This is a genomic window from Ancylobacter sp. WKF20, assembly GCF_029760895.1.
GTDB lineage: Bacteria > Pseudomonadota > Alphaproteobacteria > Rhizobiales > Xanthobacteraceae > Ancylobacter.
This window is the reverse complement of the sequence record NZ_CP121679.1, coordinates 2,927,646-2,945,374: the sequence shown is the minus strand read 5'-3', so window position 1 is coordinate 2,945,374 and position 17,729 is coordinate 2,927,646. Positions and strand designations below refer to the sequence as shown.

Here is a 17,729-nt window from a genome sequence, read left to right as displayed (position 1 = left end):
CATCCCGGACGGCCGCAGGCCGATCCGGGATCGCGTCGGAAGTCGTTCTCGTCAAAAGCGTGGATGGCCGGGCCAAGCCCGGCCATGACATTATGAGGGGCGATGCCTCACTTACCCGTCGGCCAGCGCCAGTCGCGCACTTCCGGCAGGTCGATACCGTGGGCGCGGATGTAGCGGGCGTGCTCGGCCAGCTTGTCGCGGATCGCCTGCTGCACATAGGCGTCGCGGGCGAGCTTGGGCACCCGGTCGATCACGTCGTCCACGAGGTGGAATCGGTCGAGCTTGTTGCGCACCACCATGTCGAAGGGCGTCGTGGTCGAGCCCTCCTCGATATAGCCGCGCACATGCATGTTGTCGTGGTTGGTGCGGCGATAGGCGAGGCGGTGGATGAGCCAGGGATAGCCGTGATAGGCGAAGATCACCGGCTTGTCGGTGGTGAACAGCGCGTCGAACTCCGCGTCGGAAAGCCCATGCGGGTGCTCGGATTTCGGCTGCAGCGTCATCAGGTCGACGACGTTGACGACGCGCACCTTGAGGTCGGGGAAATAGCCGCGCAGCAGGTCCACGGCGGCCAGCGTCTCCAGCGTCGGGACATCGCCGGCGCAGGCCAGCACGACATCCGGCTCGCCGCCCCGGTCATTGCTCGCCCATTCCCAGATGCCGATGCCGGTCGAGCAATGGTTGATCGCCGCATCCATGTCGAGCCATTGCGGCGCGGGCTGCTTGCCGGCGACGATGACGTTCACCCGGTTCCAGCTCTTCAGGCAATGCTCGGTGACGCAGAGCAGGGTATTGGCGTCCGGCGGGAGATAGACGCGCACGATCTCCGCCTTCTTGTTCACCACATGGTCGATGAAGCCGGGGTCCTGATGGCTGAAGCCATTATGGTCCTGCCGCCAGACATGCGAGGTGAGAAGGTAATTGAGCGAGGCGATGGGGCGGCGCCACTCCACTTCGCTGGCTGTTTTCAACCACTTGGCGTGCTGGTTGAACATCGAGTCGATGATGTGGATGAAGGCCTCGTAGCAGGAAAACAGGCCGTGGCGTCCGGTAAGAAGATACCCTTCCAGCCAGCCCTGGCACATATGCTCCGACAGGATCTCGGTGACGCGCCCATCGAGCGCCAGACGGTCGTCGCCGGGGATGGTCTCGGCGTTCCAGGCGCGGTTGGTCACCTGGAACAGCGCCTGCAGCCGGTTCGACGCCGTCTCGTCCGGGCCGAAGACGCGGAAATTGCGGGTGGCAAGGTTAGCCTTCATCACGTCGCGCAGGTAAGTGCCCATGATCGCTGTGGATTCCAGCTCCACCGCGCCGGGTGACGGCACCTTCACGGCGTAATCCGTGTAGTCCGGCAGGCGCAGCGGGCGGCGTAGCACGCCGCCATTGGCGTGCGGGTTGGCGCTCATGCGCTTTTCGCCCGCGGGCGCGGTGGCGGCGATCTCCGGCAGGAGTTTGCCGGTATCATCGAACAGTTCCTCCGGCCGGTAGCTCTTCAGCCAGTCTTCCAGCAGGGTCAGATGCTCCGGCGTCGACATGTCGGAGAACGGCACCTGATGCGAGCGCCAGGTGCCCTCCGCCTTCTTGCCGTCGACGAGCTTCGGCCCGCTCCAGCCCTTGGGGCTGCGCAGGACGATCATCGGCCAGCGCGGACGCTCGCTAACCCCTTGCTCGCGCGCGGCTTTCTGGATCTCGGCGATCCTGGCGAAGGCCTCGTCCATCGCCGCCGCCATGAGCTGGTGCATGGTGGCGGGGTCGTCGCCCTCGACGAAGATCGGCTCATGGCCATAGCCGACCATCAGCGCCCGCAATTCCTCATGCGGGATGCGGGCGAGCACGGTGGGGTTGGCGATCTTGTAGCCGTTGAGGTGCAGGATCGGTAGTACCGCACCGTCACCCACCGGGTTCAGGAACTTGTTGCCATGCCAGGAGGTGGCGAGCGGCCCGGTTTCCGCCTCGCCATCGCCGACCACGCAGGCGACCACGAGATCGGGGTTGTCGAGCACGGCGCCATAGGCGTGGCTTAGCGAATAGCCGAGCTCGCCGCCCTCATGGATGGAGCCCGGCGTCTCCGGCGCGGCGTGGCTGGGAATGCCGCCGGGGAAGGAGAACTGCCTGAAAAACCTGCACAATCCCTCCTCGTCCTGGGAGATGTCGGGGTAGAGTTCGCTGTAGGTGCCCTCCAGATAGGTCGAGGCGACCACGCCCGGCGCGCCATGGCCGGGGCCGGCGATGAACAGTATATTGTTACCTCTCTCGCGGATGATGCGGTTGAGGTGGACATAGATGAAATTGAGCCCCGGCGTGGTGCCCCAATGGCCCAGCAGGCGCGGCTTAACATGCTCCAATGTCAGCTTTTCCCGCAGCAGCGGGTTGCCGAGCAGGTAGATCTGGCCGACCGAGAGGTAATTGGCGGCGCGCCACCAGGCGTTCATGCGGTCGACGAGGTCGGCACTCAGCGGAGCCGGGGCGGGTGCAGGCTCATGGGTCATCGTGTCGGTCTCCTAAAGGGCGGTTCAGGATCGTGGAGCGTCAGTGCAGTCAGGTGGAGTGTCAGTGCAGTGTGGTGACCAGTCAGGCCGGTGAGGCCGGTGTGGACAGGCCGGGAAGCAGCACCGCCGCCCCCTGGAAGCGGCCGGCGCGCAGATCGGCCAGCGCCTCGTTGGCGCGGGCCAGCGGGTAGGTCACCGTGGTTGCCCGCACCCCGGCCACCGGGGCGAGGGCGAGGAACTCGGTGGCGTCCTCGCGCGTGAGATTGGCGATGGAGAGTAACTGTCGCTCTTCCCACAGGATGGAATAGGGGAAGGACGGGATGTCGCTCATATGGATCCCGCCGCACACCACGCGCCCGCCCTTGCGCACGGCGCGCAGCGCGGCCGGCACCAGCGCGCCGACGGGGGCGAAGATCAGGGCGGCGTCGAGCGGCACCGGCGGCGCCTCCTCCGACGCTCCCGCCCACACCGCGCCGAGGGAGAGGGCGAGCCCCTGCGCCGCGCTGTCGCCAGCACGGGTGAAGGCATAGACCTCGCGCCCCTGAAAGCGGCAGACCTGCGCGATGAGATGGGCGGCGGCGCCGAAGCCGTAAATGCCGACGCGGCGGGCCTCGCCGGCGAGCTTCAGCGTGCGCCAGCCGATCAGCCCGGCGCACATCAGCGGCGCGGCCGCCACGGGATCGTCGAAGCCGTCGAGCGGGAAGCAATAGGCGGCGTCGGCGACCACATGGGTGGCGAAGCCCCCGTCGCGGGTGTAGCCGGTGAACAGCGGGTCGTCGCAGAGGTTTTCGCGATGGCACATGCAATAGGGGCAGGTGCCGCAGCTATGGCCGAGCCAGGGGATGCCGACGCGCCGGCCGATCCCCGGCGTCGTCACGCCCTCGCCCAGCGCCTCGACAATGCCGACGATCTCATGGCCGGGCACGATGGGCAGTGGCCCCGGCGGCAATTCGCCGTCGACGACGTGGAGATCGGTGCGGCAGACGGCGCAGGCCTCCACCCGCACACGGATTTCGCCCGGCCCCGGCTGGGGCAGCGCGCGCTCCTCCAGACGGAGCGGGGCGCCATGGGCGTGCAGCACCATGGCCAGCATCCGGCCCGCAATGGTCTCGCCTGTCATGGCCATTCCTTCGCTGCGCCCGCGAGGAGCTTAATGCGCGACAACGGCCTTCCACCATGCGCAGTACCCCGCACCTGATGTGTAGCCGGCGAATGATCCTGTGGACCGCCCCATCATGCACGGCTGGCGCGGCGCGGAATTGACACGGGTCAAGGACGACCTTGTCGCGCCGGCTACAGTGCGCCGCGGGGCATACAGAGGTCGACGCCATGGCGAATATGATGAAGGCGGCGGTGGTCCGCGCATTCGGCAAGCCGCTCACCATCGAGGACGTTCCCGTACCGGTTCCCGGTCCCGGCGAGGTGCTGGTGAAGGTGGTCGCCTGCGGCGTCTGCCATACCGACCTGCACGCCGCCGATGGCGACTGGCCGGTGAAGCCGTCCCCGCCCTTTATCCCCGGCCATGAGGCGGCCGGCTATGTCGCCGCGCTCGGGCCGGGCGTCACCGGGCTGAAGGAGGGTGATCCGGTCGGCGTCGCCTGGCTGCACGATGCCTGCATGTGCTGCGAGTATTGCGAGACCGGCTGGGAGACGCTGTGCGAGCACCAGCACAATACCGGCTATAGCTGCGATGGCGGCTTCGCGGAGTATGTCATCGCCGCCGCGCCCTTCGTGGCGCGCCTGCCCGAGGGCGTCGATTTCGCCGCCATGGCGCCGATCCTGTGCGCTGGCGTCACCACCTATAAGGGGCTGAAGGAAACCGAGGCCAAGCCCGGCGAATGGGTGGCGATCTCCGGCGTCGGCGGGCTCGGCCATATCGGCATCCAATACGCCAAGGCGATGGGCCTGCATGTGGTGGCGCTCGACATCGCCCCGGAAAAGCTGGCGCTCGCCCGCGAGGCCGGCGCCGATCTGGCGGTCGACGCCTCGTCGCCCGACGCGGTGGCGGAAATCCTCAAGGTCACCGGCGGCGGCGCCCATGGCGTGCTGGTCACGGCGGTCTCGCCGCCGGCTTTCAATCAGGCGCTGAGCTATGTGCGGCGCAAGGGCACGGTGAGCCTGGTCGGCCTGCCGCCCGGCCATTTCGCCACGCCGATCTTCGATGTGGTGCTGAAGCGCATCACCGTGCGCGGCTCCATCGTCGGCACGCGGCGCGATCTCGCCGAATCCGTCGCCTTCGCCGCCGAGGGCAAGGTGAAGGCCGAGATTCATAAGGCGCCACTGGAGAGCATCAATGATATCTTCGATGCGCTGAAGGCCGGCAAGGTCGATGGCCGCATGGTGCTCGATTTCACCTGACGTGGGCCGAGGCGCGCGAAGGGTCTGGCCAGGGGTGGCGGATTGACGGCGGCGCTTCCATGCGGGTGGGCGCCGCCCCTTAAGTCCTTAAGGGAGGTCTGATGTCCGTTCGGCCGTCACGCGGGCGTAACCGCGCGCTTGCATTCATTCTGGCGGGGGCGTTGCTGGCCCTGCTGGTCCCCGCCACGCCCGCCGCGGCGCAGGAGAGCGGGCTGAAAGCGCGCCTGCAATCGCTGGTCGACCGTTTCAACGGGCGGGCCCTGCCGGCCGAGTTCTTCAAGACCAATGGCCGGCTCGAATCCGAGCAGGTGCTGATCGCCTCGAAATTCGCCGGGCGGGTGGCGCAGGTGCTGGTCGAGGAAGGCCAGACCGTGGATCAGGGCGTTGAGATCGCCCGCATGGACACGACCGAACTCAACGCCCAGCTCACCGGCGCGCAGGCCGATGTGCGCCGCGCCGAGAAGGCCATCGCCGAAGCCGAGGCCTCCATCACCCAGCGCGAGGCCGAGCGCGTGCTGGCCGAGCAGGAATATGAGCGCGCCGCCAAGCTGAAGCAGAGCGGGTTCGGCACCATCCAGTCGGCCGATACACGCCAGAGCCAGCTCAATGTCGCCATTGCCGCGCAGAAGGCGGCGGAAGCCTCGCTCGCCGAGGCTGACGCGAGCGCCGACACGGCACGGGCCGAGGTGGCGCGCATCCAGTCGCAGCTCGACGATGCCGTGCTCAAGGCGCCCCGGCGCGGGCGGGTGGAGTACAAGCTGGTGCGCACCGGCGAGGTGGTGGCGGCGGGCGCGCCCATTGTCACCCTGCTCGATCTCGGCGATGTCTACATGACCGTGTTCCTGCCGGCGCGTGTCGCCGGGCGGCTCGGCATGGGCAGCGAGGCGCGCATCGTGCTCGATCCCGCGCCCGATTACGTCATCCCCGCCACGGTGAGCTTCGTCGCCTCCGGCGCGCAGTTCACGCCGAAGACGGTGGAGACTTCCGACGAGCGCGAAAAGCTGATGTTCCGGGTCAAGCTGCGGCTCGCCTCGGACCTGCTCCGGCAATATGAGGACCGGGTGAAGACCGGGGTGCGCGGCGTCGCCTATGTGCGCACCGCCCCTGACGCCACCTGGCCCGACTGGCTCAACATCAAGCTGCCGCAATGACCGCCGGGGAGAGCGCGCCAGCGGGCGCTGTGCTGACGCTTCGCGGCGTCACCCATCTCTATGGCACGACGCATGCGCTGGACGGGGTGGACCTTGCCATTCCCGCCGGCTGCATGGCCGGGCTGATCGGCCCGGACGGCGTCGGCAAATCCACCCTGCTCTCGCTCGCCGCCGGGGTGACGCGGCTGCAAAGCGGCACGCTGGAGGTGCTGGGCGGCGACATGACGCTGGCCTCCTGGCGCCGGCAGGCCGGCGCGCGCATCGCCTTCATGCCGCAGGGGCTGGGGCGCAACCTCTACCCGACGCTGTCGGTGGCGGAAAATCTCGATTTCTTCGGCCGGCTGTTCGGGCAAGGAGCGCAGGAGCGGGCCGAGCGCATCGCCGAACTCATCGCCGCGACGGGGCTGGCAAAGTTCGCCGACCGCCCGGCGGGCAAGCTCTCCGGCGGCATGAAGCAGAAGCTCGGTATCTGCGCGGCGCTGATCCACGATCCCGACCTTGTTATTCTCGACGAGCCGACCACCGGCGTTGATCCGCTGTCGCGCCGGCAGTTCTGGGAGCTGATCGACCGGCTGCGGGCGCGCCGCCTGTCCATGAGCGTCCTCGTCGCCACCGCCTATATGGAGGAGGCCGAGCGCTTCGACTGGCTGGCGGCGATGAACGCCGGTAAGGTGCTGGCCACCGGCAGCCCGGCGCAGATCCGCGAGAAGGCGGGTGCGGCGACGCTGGAAGCCGCCTTCATCGCTTTGCTGCCGGAAGAAGAGCGCGCGCAGGCCGGCGGCATGCCCGATCTGCCGCCTTGGCCGAGCGAGGGCCCGCCCGCCATCGAGGCGACCGGGCTTACCCGCCGCTTCGGTGATTTCGTCGCGGTGGACCATGTGAATTTCCGCATCGAGAAGGGCGAGATCTTCGGCTTTCTCGGCTCGAATGGCTGCGGCAAGAGCACCACGATGAAGATGCTCACCGGCCTGCTGCCGGCGAGCGAGGGCGAGGCCAAGCTGTTCGGCGCGCCGATGGCGGGCGGCGACATGGCGACCCGCAAGCGCGTCGGCTACATGTCGCAGGCCTTCTCGCTCTATGCCGAACTCACCGTGCGGCAGAATCTCGATTTGCACGCGCGTCTGTTCGAGATCCCCGACGGGCCGGCCCGCATTGCCGAGATGGAGGCGCGCTTCGATCTCGCCGATGTCGGCGATGTGCGGCCGGACAGCCTGCCGCTCGGCATCCGCCAGCGCCTGCAGCTCGCCGTGGCGCTGATCCACCGGCCGGAAATCCTCATCCTCGACGAGCCGACCTCGGGCGTCGATCCGGTGGCGCGCGACGGCTTCTGGCGCGAGCTGATCAAGCTCGCGCGCGAGGATGGCGTGACGATCTTTCTCTCCACCCATTTCATGAACGAGGCCGAGCGCTGCGACCGCATCTCGCTGATGCATGCCGGGCGGGTGCTGGCGGTCGGCACGCCGCAGGAGCTGAAGCACGCGCGGGGCATGGACAGCCTGGAAGAAGTGTTCATCGCCGTGCTGGAAGAGGCCGGCATGGGCCGCGAGGAGGGGGCGGTGGAGCTGGCCACCCGGCCCGCCCATGTCACCCGCTCGCGCCGCTTCGATCCCGGTCGGCTCTGGGCCTATGCCTGGCGCGAGGCGCTGGAACTGATGCGCGACCCGGCACGCCTCGCCTTCGCGCTGCTCGGGCCGCTGTTGCTGCTCTTCACCTTCGGCTACGGCATCTCCTTTGATGTCGAGAACCTGCCCTATGCGGTGCTGGACCAGGACCAGAGCGCGCAGAGCCGGCAATTGCTGGAGAGCTTCGAGGGCTCGCGCTATTTCGAGCGCCACGCGCCCATCGCCTCGTCCGACGAGCTCGACCGGCGCCTCGCCAATGGCGAACTGAAGCTCGCCATCGAGGTGCCGCCGGATTTCGGCCGCGACCTGCTGCGCGAGCGCGCGCCGGAAGTGGGCGTGTGGGTGGACGGGGCCATGCCGTTCCGCGCCGAAACCACGCGCGGCTATGTGCAGGGCATCAGCCAGAGCTACCTTTCGGACGCGCAGATGCGCACGCAGGGGACCGAGACCTCGCTCTACCCGATCTCGGTCGAGCCGCGCTACCGCTACAATCAGTCGTTCAAGAGCGTGAACGCCATGGTGCCGAGCGTCATCATGCTGATGCTGGTGCTGATCCCCGCCATCACCACCGCGCTCGGCGTGGTGAAGGAGAAGGAGAGCGGCTCCATCGCCAATTTCCAGTCGACGCCGGTGACCAAGGTGGAGTTCCTGCTCGGCAAGCAACTGCCCTATGTCGGCGTCGCCTTCTTGAGCTTCATCACGCTGGTGATCGCCGCGCAGCTGGTGTTCGACGTGCCGGTGAAGGGCTCGCTGCCGACGCTGGCGCTCGGCTCGCTCATTTATGTCTGCGCCACCACCGGCTTCGGCCTCTTGGTCTCGAGCTTTGTGTCGAGCCAGGTGGCGGCGGTGTTCGCCACCGCGATCATCGCCATCATCCCGGCGGTGAATTTCTCCGGCCTCTTGGTGCCGGTGTCCTCGCTCTCGGGAGCGGGGCGCTATATGGGCCTCGCCTTCCCCGCCTCCTGGTATGAGCAGGTGAGCGCCGGCACCTTCACCAAGGGGCTGGGCTTCAGCGATCTGTGGTGGGACATCGCGGTGACCGGGCTGCTGGCGCTGGCCTATATCGGCGCGGCGATGGCCGCGTTGCGCAAGCAGGGAGCCTGAGCATGATCGCCTCGCTCAAGCGCATCTGGCGGCTCGGCATCAAGGAGCTGTACAGCCTCAAGGCCGATCCGGTGCTGGCGGCGCTGATCGTCTACACCTTCACCATCGCCATCTACACGGTGGCGTCCGGCGCCAAGTTCGAGGTGGAGAACGCCGCCGTGGCGGTGGTGGACGAGGACCACACCGCGCTCTCGCGCCGGATGCGCGACGCGCTGCTGAAGCCCTTCTTCAAGGAGCCGGTGCTGATCGAGGCCAGCGAGGTCGACCGGGCCATGGATGAGGGACGTTTCGTCTTCGTGGTCAGCATCCCCCCGAAATTCGAGCATGACGTGATCGCCGGGCGCGACCCGGTGGTGCAGCTCGACATCGACGCCACCGCCATGTCGCAGGCCGGCAATGGCGCGACCTATATCCAGAGCATCCTGTTGCAGGAGGTGGCGGCGGCCTATCCCTCCTCCACCGGCACGGCGCCGGTCAGCGTCGTCACCCGCGCCAAGTTCAACCCGAACCTGAAATCCGAATGGTTCAACGCGGTGATGCAGGTCATCAACAACGTGACCATGCTGGCGGTGATCCTGTGCGGGGCGGCGCTGATCCGCGAGCGCGAGCACGGCACGCTGGAGCACCTCTTGGTGATGCCGGTGACGCCGACCGAGATCATGCTGGCCAAGGTCTGGGCCAACGGCCTCGTCATCGTGGTGGCGGCGACGCTGTCGCTGATCTTCGTGGTGCAGCAGCTGCTCGGCGTGCCGATTGGCGGCTCGGTCACGCTCTTCGTGGCCTCCATGCTGGTCTACCAGTTCTCGGTGACCTCGCTCGGCATCCTCATCGCCACGGTCTCGACCTCGATGGGCCAGTTCGGCCTGATCGTCATGCCGGTGCTCATCATGATGAACCTGCTGTCGGGCTCGACCACGCCGATGGAGAGCATGCCGGAGGTGCTGCAATATGTGATGCAGCTCTCGCCCTCGACCCATTTCGTCGCGCTGTCGCAGGCGATCCTCTATCGCGGGGCGGGGATGTCCATCATCTGGCCGCAGATCCTGGCGCTGGTCGTGATCGGCGGGGCGTTCTTCACCCTCGCCCGGCTGCGATTCCGCCGGGCGTTGCAGGCGGCGCAATAAGCCATTCACCCCCTTGCGCGGGGGTGAGCGGGCCCGTCTAATCCCTTGCTGCCGGCGGCAAGGACCAAGGCGAAGCGGGAGGTGAGCCCTTTGACAGGGCGCCATCCGTTCCTGCCGCGGAGACCTTCATGCCGACCGATGCCGCCGTCCATCCCCTCGCGCTGTTCCGTCTCGCCGCCGAGCCCTATTACCGGCCGATGGCGGACGAGATCGCCATCTTCGAGGCCGCCTTCGCCCATCGCCTGCCGGTGATGCTGAAAGGCCCGACCGGTTGCGGCAAGACGCGCTTTGTCGAGTACATGGCCTGGCGGCTCGCCCGCCCGCTGGTCACCGTCGCCGCGCATGAGGACATGACGGCGGCCGATCTTGCCGGGCGCTTCCTGCTCAATCCCGAAGGCACGGTCTGGCAGGACGGGCCGCTGACGCTGGCGGTGCGCCATGGCGGGCTGTGCTATCTCGACGAGATCGTCGAGGCGCGGCAGGACACCACCGTCGTCATCCACCCGCTGACCGATGCGCGGCGCGTGCTGCCGCTGGAAAAGCGCGGCGAGCTGATCGCCGCCCATGCCGATTTCCAGCTCGTGATCTCCTACAACCCCGGCTACCAGAGCGCGGTGAAGGATTTGAAGGAGTCCACCAAGCAGCGCTTCATCGCCATCGACTTCGACTATCCCTCAGCGCCGCTGGAGGTCGAGATCGTCGCCCGCGAGGCGGGGGTGGACGAGGGGCTGGCGCAGGTGCTGGTGGCCATCGCCGCCGCCTCGCGCCGGCTGCGCGGGCAGGGGCTGGATGAGGGTGCCTCCACCCGCATGCTGATCCATGCCGGGCGGCTCGCTTGCGCCGGCGTGCCGCTGGAGGCGGCGGTGAACGCGGCGATCGTGCTGCCCATCACCGATGATGCGGATGTGCGCGCGGCGCTGCGCGCGGCGATTTCCGCATGTCTGCCGTGACGCTGACGGCGCGCGGGCCGGCCGCCGGGCGCCTCGCGACCCTGCTCGCCGGGCGCGAGACCTTGCGCGTCTCGCTGGATGCGGCGGCGGCGCGCTTTGCCGCCCGCCATGGTGATCCGGCGGGCGAGGTATGGTCCGAGGGGGCGCTGGCGCTGCTCACCGCCAATGCCGGGGCCGGGGCGCTGCTGGCCTATGCGCGCCTTGGCGAGGGGGGTGGCCTTGGTCCGTCCACCCTTCTCGCCGCTGCCGAGGGCGCGATGCGGGTCTGCCGGCTGGCCGGCGGGCGGGCGGCGGAAGCGACGCTGGAGGCGTGCGCGCGGCTGCGGCCGGCAGGCGAGGCGGCGGATTTCTGGGCCGCTTTCGCGCGGCTCGCGGAAGGCGCGCCCGATGAGGTCGCGCCGTTCGCGGCGCGGGCCGAGCAGGTGTGGCGGCCGGGGCAGGGCGCGGCCTTCCGGCATTTCGTCGAGACGGGGCTGAAGGCGGCCGGCCGCAGCGCGGCGCGTCGGCGGGCCTTCTTCGCGCTGGAGGACCCGCTGGCGCTCGGCCTCGTCGCCCGGCTTGGCGCGGCGCTGGGGCTTGAGGATATGGACGGCCAGCTGCGCCGCGTGCTCTTGGCGCTTTGGGGTGGGGCGCCGCAGCTTCAGGCCCTGCCACCGCCGCCGCCCGGCGCGGCGCAGCGGGTGAACATCGCCGGCTCCGTGCTGCGCCTACCCGCCGCGTGGCCGGCGCTCGACGCCGAGGGCGCGCGCCATCTCTATCTCGCCAGCGCGGTGCATGCCGGGGCGCATCTGTTCTTCGGCAATCCGCGCTTTGCCGTGGGCAAGGACAAGCCGATCCAGATCGCGCTGGCGACGCTCATTGAGGACGCGCGCATCGAGCATCTGGCGCTGCGGCTCTATCCGGGCCTGCGCCGGCTCTGGGCGCCCTATCACCGGGCGAGCGCCGAGGATGGGCCGACGGTTCACGCGCTGCTGGCGCGGGCGGCGCGCGGGCTGTTCGATCCGGCCTATCGCGATCCCGACGCGCTGGTGGAGAAGGCGCAGGCGCTGTTTGGCGATGCCGCGGGCCGGCTGGACGATCCCGCCATCAGCCGCGAGATCGGCACGCGGCTCGCCAATGATATCGGCCAGCGCCGCCTGCGCTTCGACGCGCGCGGCCATGTGGTCGAGCCGGCCTATCGCGATGACGGGCTGGGGCTGTGGGATTTTTCGCAGGTCGATCCGCAGGTGACGGCCGAGGTCGAGATGATGGTCGAGGCCGCGCGGATCGAGCGGCGGGAGGGCGAGGATGGCAAGCCCGACGCGCCGCCCTCGCCCTCGGCTGGGCGGGCGCGGCCGGTGAGCGCGGCGGCGGAGGGCGTCACGCTCGCCACCTATCCGGAATGGGACGCGCAGGCCGGCATCGAGCGGCCGGACTGGGTGACGGTGAAGGCCATGCCGCCGGTCGAGGGCGACACGCGGGCCCTGCGCCGGGCGCTGGACGAGGCCGCGCCGCTGCGCGCCCGCATCGCCCGGCTGGTCATGGCGGCGAAGCTCGGTCGCCCGAGCCGGCTGACGCGCCAGAGCGAGGGGCACGAACTCGACATCGACGCGGTGATCGCCGAGGCCATCGCCCGCCGGGCGGGGGAGGTGCCGGAGCTGCGGGTGTTCCGCTCGTCCGTGCTGGCCCGGCGCGATCTTGCCGTGCTGGTGCTGATCGACATCTCGCAGTCCACGCGTGATCGCCTCGCCGGCGGGCTCAGCGTGCTCGACGTGGAAAAGCTCGCCGTCGCTTTGCTGGCCGAGGCGCTGGCGGGGCTCGGCGACCGCTTCGCGCTGATGGGCTTCGCCTCAAACGGGCGCGGCGAGGTGCGGGTGCATCCCGTGAAGGGCTTTCACGAGCCGTGGGAGGCGGAAGGCTTTGCCCGGCTCGCCGGTCTCGGTTCGGGCCTGTCCACAAGGCTCGGCGCCGCGCTGCGCCATGCCGGGGCGGAGATCGCGCGCGTGCCCAGCTTCCGCAAGCTGGTGCTGGTGCTCACTGATGGCGAGCCGTCCGACATCGACGCGAGCTCCGCCGACCTCGCCGCCGATGCCCGCCGGGCGGTGCTGTCGCTGCGCGCGCGCGGCATCGACAGTTTCGGCGTGACGCTGGCGCCCGCGGGGGTGAGTGGGGGCGGGGGCGCCGGGCGTGAATGGCCCTCCGGGGCGGAGAGCGCGGCGGCGATCTTCGGCAAGGCGCATGTGCTGCCGATCCACCGCATCGAAGATCTGCCCGCGCGCCTCGCCGACCTCTATTTCCGCCTCGCTCGGCGGTAGGGAGTCGCAACGACGCCGTTCACCTCGCACAGCCGTCATGCCCGGCCTTGGGCCGGGCATCCATGACTTTGGCGCGCGGCCCGCGGTTCTGTCACTCGCGCGCCCGGCCCCAAGACGTCCCTCAGAAGACGTGGATGGCCGGGACAAGCCCGGCCATGACGTGGTTTTGTGGAATGGCTGAGGGATGGCTAGCCATGTGGCGCCGCGAATTCTTCCCTCTCCCCATTGGGGAGAGGTGGCCCGCGCAGCGGGTCGGTGAGGGTCGGCACGGCTGCGGAGCGTTGAAGGCCCCTCACCCCAACCCTCTCCCCGCCGGGGAGAGGGAGCTGAAACGCCGCCCGCCATCCTCACACAGCCGTCATGCCCGGCCTTTGGCCGGGCATCCATGACTTTGGCGCACAGCTTTCAGCAGTCTGCCCGCCGCACCGGGCCAAGACGTGGATGGCCGGGACAAGCCCGGCCATGACGTTGTGTCGGGGTGGGAGCCCCCTCCAGCCCTCACCGATGCGCGGTGTCGGGGTTGGGGATGCCGTCGATCGGGCATTCCTCGGTGCCGACCATCGGGCGCGTGAAGGATTCCACCATCTCGCGCGTGCCCTCGGGGTCGGCGACCCACTTCTTGTAGAAGTCGTAGGGGCAGTCGGCGACGCCCTTGTCGCCGTCGCCGGAATTGATCATGCCGGTATAGCCGCGATGGACCAGCTTGAAGAGGTGGTTCTCCGACTGCATGTTCTTGCGCGCGTCGCGGATCAGCGAGGTGGAGAGCGCGGCGTACTGGATGCCGTACTCCTCCTCGCCGCATTCGCCGAGCGTGCGCCCGTCGAAGCCGACAATGGCCGAGTGGCCGAAATACGAATAGACGCCGTCGAAGCCGGCGGCGTTGGCGACCGCGACATAGGTGTTGTTGGCGAAGGCCATCGCCTTGGACATCAGGATCTGCTGCTCCTTGGCCGGGTACATGTAGCCTTGGCAGCGCACGATCAGCTCGGCGCCCTTCATCGCGCAGTCGCGCCAGATTTCCGGGTAATTGCCGTCGTCGCAGATGATGAGCGAGATTTTCAGGCCCTTGGGGCCTTCCGAGACATAGGTGCAGTTGCCGGGATACCAGCCCTCGATCGGCACCCAGGGCATGATCTTGCGGTACTTCTGCACGATCTCACCCTTGTCGTTCATCAGGATGAGCGTGTTGTAGGGCGCCTTGTGCGGGTGTTCCTCATGACGCTCGCCGGTGAGCGAGAACACGCCCCACACCTTCGCCTTGCGGCAGGCCTCGGCGAAGATCTCGGTCTCCTCGCCCGGCACGGTGGCGGCGGTCTCGTACATCTCCTTGGAATCATACATGATTCCGTGGGTCGAATATTCCGGGAAGATCACCAGATCCATGCCCGGCAGGCCGATCTTCATGCCGACCAGCATGTCGGCGATCTTGCGGGCATTGGCGAGCACCTCGGCCTTGGTGTGCAGGCGGGGCATCTTGTAGTTCACGACGGCCACGCCGACGGTGTCTTTGCTGCTGGAAACATCGCCGTGCAACATGGTCTTCTCCTCGCGTGAACGCGCACGCCGCCGCGCGCGCAAGCGGCGGGGCCATTGCGTCTCAAAGGGTGGGTTGTCGTGGCGGCAGGAGTCGTGATGAAGGGCCGCGCGCCGGCAGATTGGCGGCAGGCCGGTGCGGGCGGCAATACGTCGTTCAACGGTGGTGCGGCGGCTCAGGCCCCGGCAGTCTCGCGCAGGGCCGCGCGCACGCTCGCGAGGATCTCGTCGGAAAGCGGGGCGTCCGCCTCCTTCACCGCGCGGGCGAGCGAGACCGCGCCGACCATGGCCGAGACGGTGGCAATGGCGCGGGCGCGGCGTTCGGCGGGATCGCCGCCCTCCAGCCGGGCCTCGACCTGCGCGATGCAGGCCTTGAGGCCGGCGGCGAAATCCTTCTGGATGTCGGTGTCGTGCCGGGCGATCTCGGCGCCGAGGGCGGAGAGCGCGCAGCCCTCGCCCGGCGTGTCACGGTGAGCGCCGCTCAGATAGCGGTCAAAGATGACCGAGAGGCTCGGCGCGCTCTCCCATTTCGCCAGCGTCTGGGTGAAGGCGGTGCGGCAGGCGGCGCCGGCAAGCTCGGCCTTGGAGCGGAAATGGCCGTAAAAGGCGCCATGGGTCAGCCCGCTTGCCTGCATGATCTCGGCGACGCCGACCGCGTCGATGCCGCGCGCGCGAAACAGGCGCGACGCCGATTGCAGGATCGAACCGTGATGTTCGGCCACCTTCGCCTTGCTGACGCGCAAGCGTTCCTCCACCTCAAATTGCCGTCCGGCCCTTGGCCAGACAGCATGATTTGGCGGCGAAGCAAATCAGAAACAGCACGGACCGGCGGTCGCTCCGGTCCGTTATCGGTTCTCACACAGTGTGCCGCGAGGGCCGACGGACCTCAGGCGGGGCAGGCCGCCGGGCGGGCGCGGCGGTCGAGCGCGCCGCTCCACAGGGTGAGGAGGAGCGCGCCGGCCACCAGCAGCGCGCCGACCCAGGGCGTCGCGCCAAGGCCGAGCGGGGAGGCGACGACGCGCCCACCCACCCAGGCGCCGACGGCGATGCCGAGATTGAACGCGGCGATGTTGAGCGCGGAGGCGACATCCACGGCGCCGGGCCGGTAGCGGCGGGCGAGCTCGACCACATAGATCTGCAGGCCCGGCACATTGGCGAAGGACAGGAAGCCGAGCGCCGCCAGCGTCGGCAGCGCCAGCCAGGGCGAGACGGCGGTGAGCGAGAACAGCGCCAGCACGCCGGCCTGCGCGAGAAACAGTACGGTGAGCGCTTTCACCGGGTCACGGTCGGCAATGCGCCCGCCGACGAGATTGCCCGCCGCAATGGCGAGGCCGTAGAGCACCAGGATCAGGCTGACGCTGGCACTGGAAAAGCCGGTGATGTGCTCGAGGATGACGGCGAGATAGGTGAAGGCGACGAAGGTGCCGCCATAGCCGAGCGCCGTCATGCCGTAGACGATGAGCAGCCGACCGGAACCCAGTACGCGCAACTGTTCGATCAGCCGGGCGGGTTCGGCGCGCGACAGGGTGCTCGGCAGCAGCGCCGCGATGGCGAGGAAGGCGACAACGCCGAGCCCGGCGACCGCCCAGAAGGTGGCGCGCCAGCCAAAGTTCTGGCCGATGAAGGTGCCGAGCGGCACGCCGGTGACGATGGCGACGGTGAGGCCCATGAACATCAGCGCGATGGCCGAGGCCCGCCGGTCGGCCGGCACGAGATCGGCGGCGATGGTGGCGCCGACCGAGAAGAACACGCCATGGGCGAAGGCCGAGACGACGCGGGCGACAAGCAGCGTCTCGTAGCCCGGGCTCAGCGCTGCCGCCGAATTGCCGATGACGAACAGCGCCATCAGCCCGAGCAGCAGGGGCTTGCGCGCCACGCGGCCGGTCAGCGCGGTGAGGATGGGCGCGCCGAAGGTGACGCCGAGCGCATAGACGCTGACGATCAGCCCGGCACGCGGCAGGTCGATGGCGAGATCGGCGGCGACGGTGGGCAGCAGGCCGACAATGACGAATTCGGTGGTGCCGATCGCATAGGCGGCGATGGTGAGGGCGAACAGGGCAAGAGGCATCGGGGGTCTCCGGCGCCGCAGACGGATGCGGCGCGTGCAAGGGGTTGGCGGCAATATGCGGGCCAGCCACTTGCGCGATAAGCCGCGATGTCGGACGAAGGGCTGTGAATTGAATTCATGAGTGCGACAGGCGGGCGAATGGATAACCGCGCGGGCGAGATGCAGGTGCTGGTCGAGGTGGTCGAGCGCGGCAGCTTCTCCGCCGCCGGGCGCCGGCTCGGCCTTTCGCCTTCCGCCGTCAGCAAGCTGGTGACGCGGCTGGAGGAGCGGCTCGGCACGCGCCTGCTGGTGCGCTCCACCCGCGTGGTGACGCTGACCCCGGAAGGCGAGGCCTATGCGGCGCGGGCGCGGCGCATTCTCGGCGAGATCGACGAGGCGGAGCGCGTCGTCGCCGCCGGTGCCGCCGCCACCCCGCGCGGGCGGCTTAGGGTCAGCGCTACGGTCGGCTTCGGCGAGCAGTGCCTCGTGCCGCTGGTGCCGGAATTTCTCGGACGCTACCCGCAGGTGCAGCTTGACCTGTCCCTCACCGACGAGGTGATCGATCTGGTGACCGAGCGCGCCGACATCGCCCTGCGTGCCGGGCCAATGCGCGATTCCACGCTGATGGCGCGCAAGATATTGGAGAGCCGGCGCGTCATCGTCGCCGCGCCGTCCTATCTGGCGCGGCACGGCACGCCGCGCACCCCGGCCGATCTCGCCACGCATAATTGCCTGCGCTTCAATTTCCGCCGCTCGATGGATGACTGGCCGTTCCGCGACCCGTCGAGCGGGGAGAGCTACGCGCTCACCGTCACCGGCAATCTCGAGGGCAATAGCGGCGCCATGGTGCGCCGCCTCGCGCTGGACGGCCTCGGCCTTGCCCGCATCGCCCGCTATGTGGCGGAGGCGGACATCGCGGCGGGGCGGCTGGTGCCGGTGCTGGAAGAGTTCAACGGCGGCGACATCGAGCTGCTGCATGCGGTGTTCGTGGGGCACGATTATCTCGCCGCCCGCATCCGCGCCTTCGTCGATTTCCTCAGCGAACGGATCGGCTGAA

Annotated in this window: 12 protein-coding genes; 7 read left to right on the top strand and 5 right to left on the bottom strand. The window is 68.9% G+C overall.

What is annotated here, in order from left to right; translation table 11 throughout:
• Positions 1 to 107: 107 nt before the first annotated feature.
• The gene (locus AncyloWKF20_RS13575; RefSeq protein WP_279314559.1) at positions 108 to 2,489 is read right to left on the bottom strand and encodes a phosphoketolase family protein; all 2,382 of its coding nucleotides are present in this window, start codon (positions 2,487 to 2,489) and stop codon (positions 108 to 110) included.
• An 82-nt stretch (positions 2,490 to 2,571) separates the two neighbouring features.
• Entirely contained in the window at positions 2,572 to 3,582 is a 1,011-nt protein-coding gene (locus AncyloWKF20_RS13570) for a zinc-dependent alcohol dehydrogenase family protein (protein WP_279317974.1), read from the bottom strand.
• 236 nt (positions 3,583 to 3,818) lie between these two features.
• Here AncyloWKF20_RS13570 and adhP point away from each other — a divergent pair, with 236 nt between their 5' ends.
• The 6 genes from adhP to AncyloWKF20_RS13540 all read left to right on the top strand — a co-directional run bounded on the left by adhP (position 3,819) and on the right by AncyloWKF20_RS13540 (position 13,092).
• Positions 3,819 to 4,847 (top strand): alcohol dehydrogenase AdhP, encoded by a 1,029-nt coding sequence (gene adhP / locus AncyloWKF20_RS13565; RefSeq protein ID WP_279314558.1) that lies wholly within the window; start codon positions 3,819 to 3,821, stop codon positions 4,845 to 4,847.
• Between the two features lie 101 nt (positions 4,848 to 4,948).
• Positions 4,949 to 5,998 (top strand): HlyD family efflux transporter periplasmic adaptor subunit, encoded by a 1,050-nt coding sequence (locus tag AncyloWKF20_RS13560; RefSeq protein WP_279314557.1) that lies wholly within the window; start codon positions 4,949 to 4,951, stop codon positions 5,996 to 5,998.
• Positions 5,995 to 8,724 carry a ribosome-associated ATPase/putative transporter RbbA gene (gene rbbA / locus AncyloWKF20_RS13555; protein ID WP_279314556.1) on the top strand — a complete coding sequence of 910 codons (2,730 nt, stop codon included), beginning with the start codon at positions 5,995 to 5,997 and terminating at the stop codon, positions 8,722 to 8,724. The genes AncyloWKF20_RS13560 and rbbA overlap by 4 nt, the downstream gene beginning before the upstream one ends.
• A 2-nt stretch (positions 8,725 to 8,726) precedes the next feature.
• On the top strand, positions 8,727 to 9,848 hold the full coding sequence (locus tag AncyloWKF20_RS13550) for an ABC transporter permease (RefSeq protein ID WP_279314555.1): 1,122 nt from the start codon (positions 8,727 to 8,729) through the stop codon (positions 9,846 to 9,848).
• 128 nt (positions 9,849 to 9,976) lie between these two features.
• The gene (locus tag AncyloWKF20_RS13545; protein WP_279314554.1) at positions 9,977 to 10,798 is read left to right on the top strand and encodes a CbbQ/NirQ/NorQ/GpvN family protein; all 822 of its coding nucleotides are present in this window, start codon (positions 9,977 to 9,979) and stop codon (positions 10,796 to 10,798) included.
• A complete protein-coding gene (locus AncyloWKF20_RS13540) occupies positions 10,786 to 13,092 on the top strand; it encodes a VWA domain-containing protein (protein WP_279314553.1) in 2,307 nt (768 codons plus the stop codon). Before AncyloWKF20_RS13545 ends, AncyloWKF20_RS13540 begins: the two co-directional genes overlap by 13 nt.
• 498 nt (positions 13,093 to 13,590) lie before the next feature.
• Here the strand turns inward: AncyloWKF20_RS13540 and AncyloWKF20_RS13535 are convergent, their stop codons facing one another.
• From AncyloWKF20_RS13535 to AncyloWKF20_RS13525, 3 genes are all read right to left on the bottom strand, one after another.
• Positions 13,591 to 14,628: an aliphatic amidase gene (locus tag AncyloWKF20_RS13535; RefSeq protein ID WP_279314552.1), complete on the bottom strand. Its 1,038-nt coding sequence runs from the start codon at positions 14,626 to 14,628 to the stop codon at positions 13,591 to 13,593.
• 173 nt (positions 14,629 to 14,801) lie between these two features.
• The gene (locus tag AncyloWKF20_RS13530) at positions 14,802 to 15,368 is read right to left on the bottom strand and encodes a TetR family transcriptional regulator (protein WP_279314550.1); all 567 of its coding nucleotides are present in this window, start codon (positions 15,366 to 15,368) and stop codon (positions 14,802 to 14,804) included.
• Positions 15,369 to 15,511: 143 nt separating this feature from the next.
• Positions 15,512 to 16,693 (bottom strand): MFS transporter, encoded by a 1,182-nt coding sequence (locus AncyloWKF20_RS13525; RefSeq protein WP_279314549.1) that lies wholly within the window; start codon positions 16,691 to 16,693, stop codon positions 15,512 to 15,514.
• A 138-nt stretch (positions 16,694 to 16,831) separates the two neighbouring features.
• Here AncyloWKF20_RS13525 and AncyloWKF20_RS13520 point away from each other — a divergent pair, with 138 nt between their 5' ends.
• Positions 16,832 to 17,728 carry a LysR family transcriptional regulator gene (locus tag AncyloWKF20_RS13520; protein WP_279314548.1) on the top strand — a complete coding sequence of 299 codons (897 nt, stop codon included), beginning with the start codon at positions 16,832 to 16,834 and terminating at the stop codon, positions 17,726 to 17,728.
• The last annotated feature ends 1 nt before the right edge of the window (position 17,729 follow it).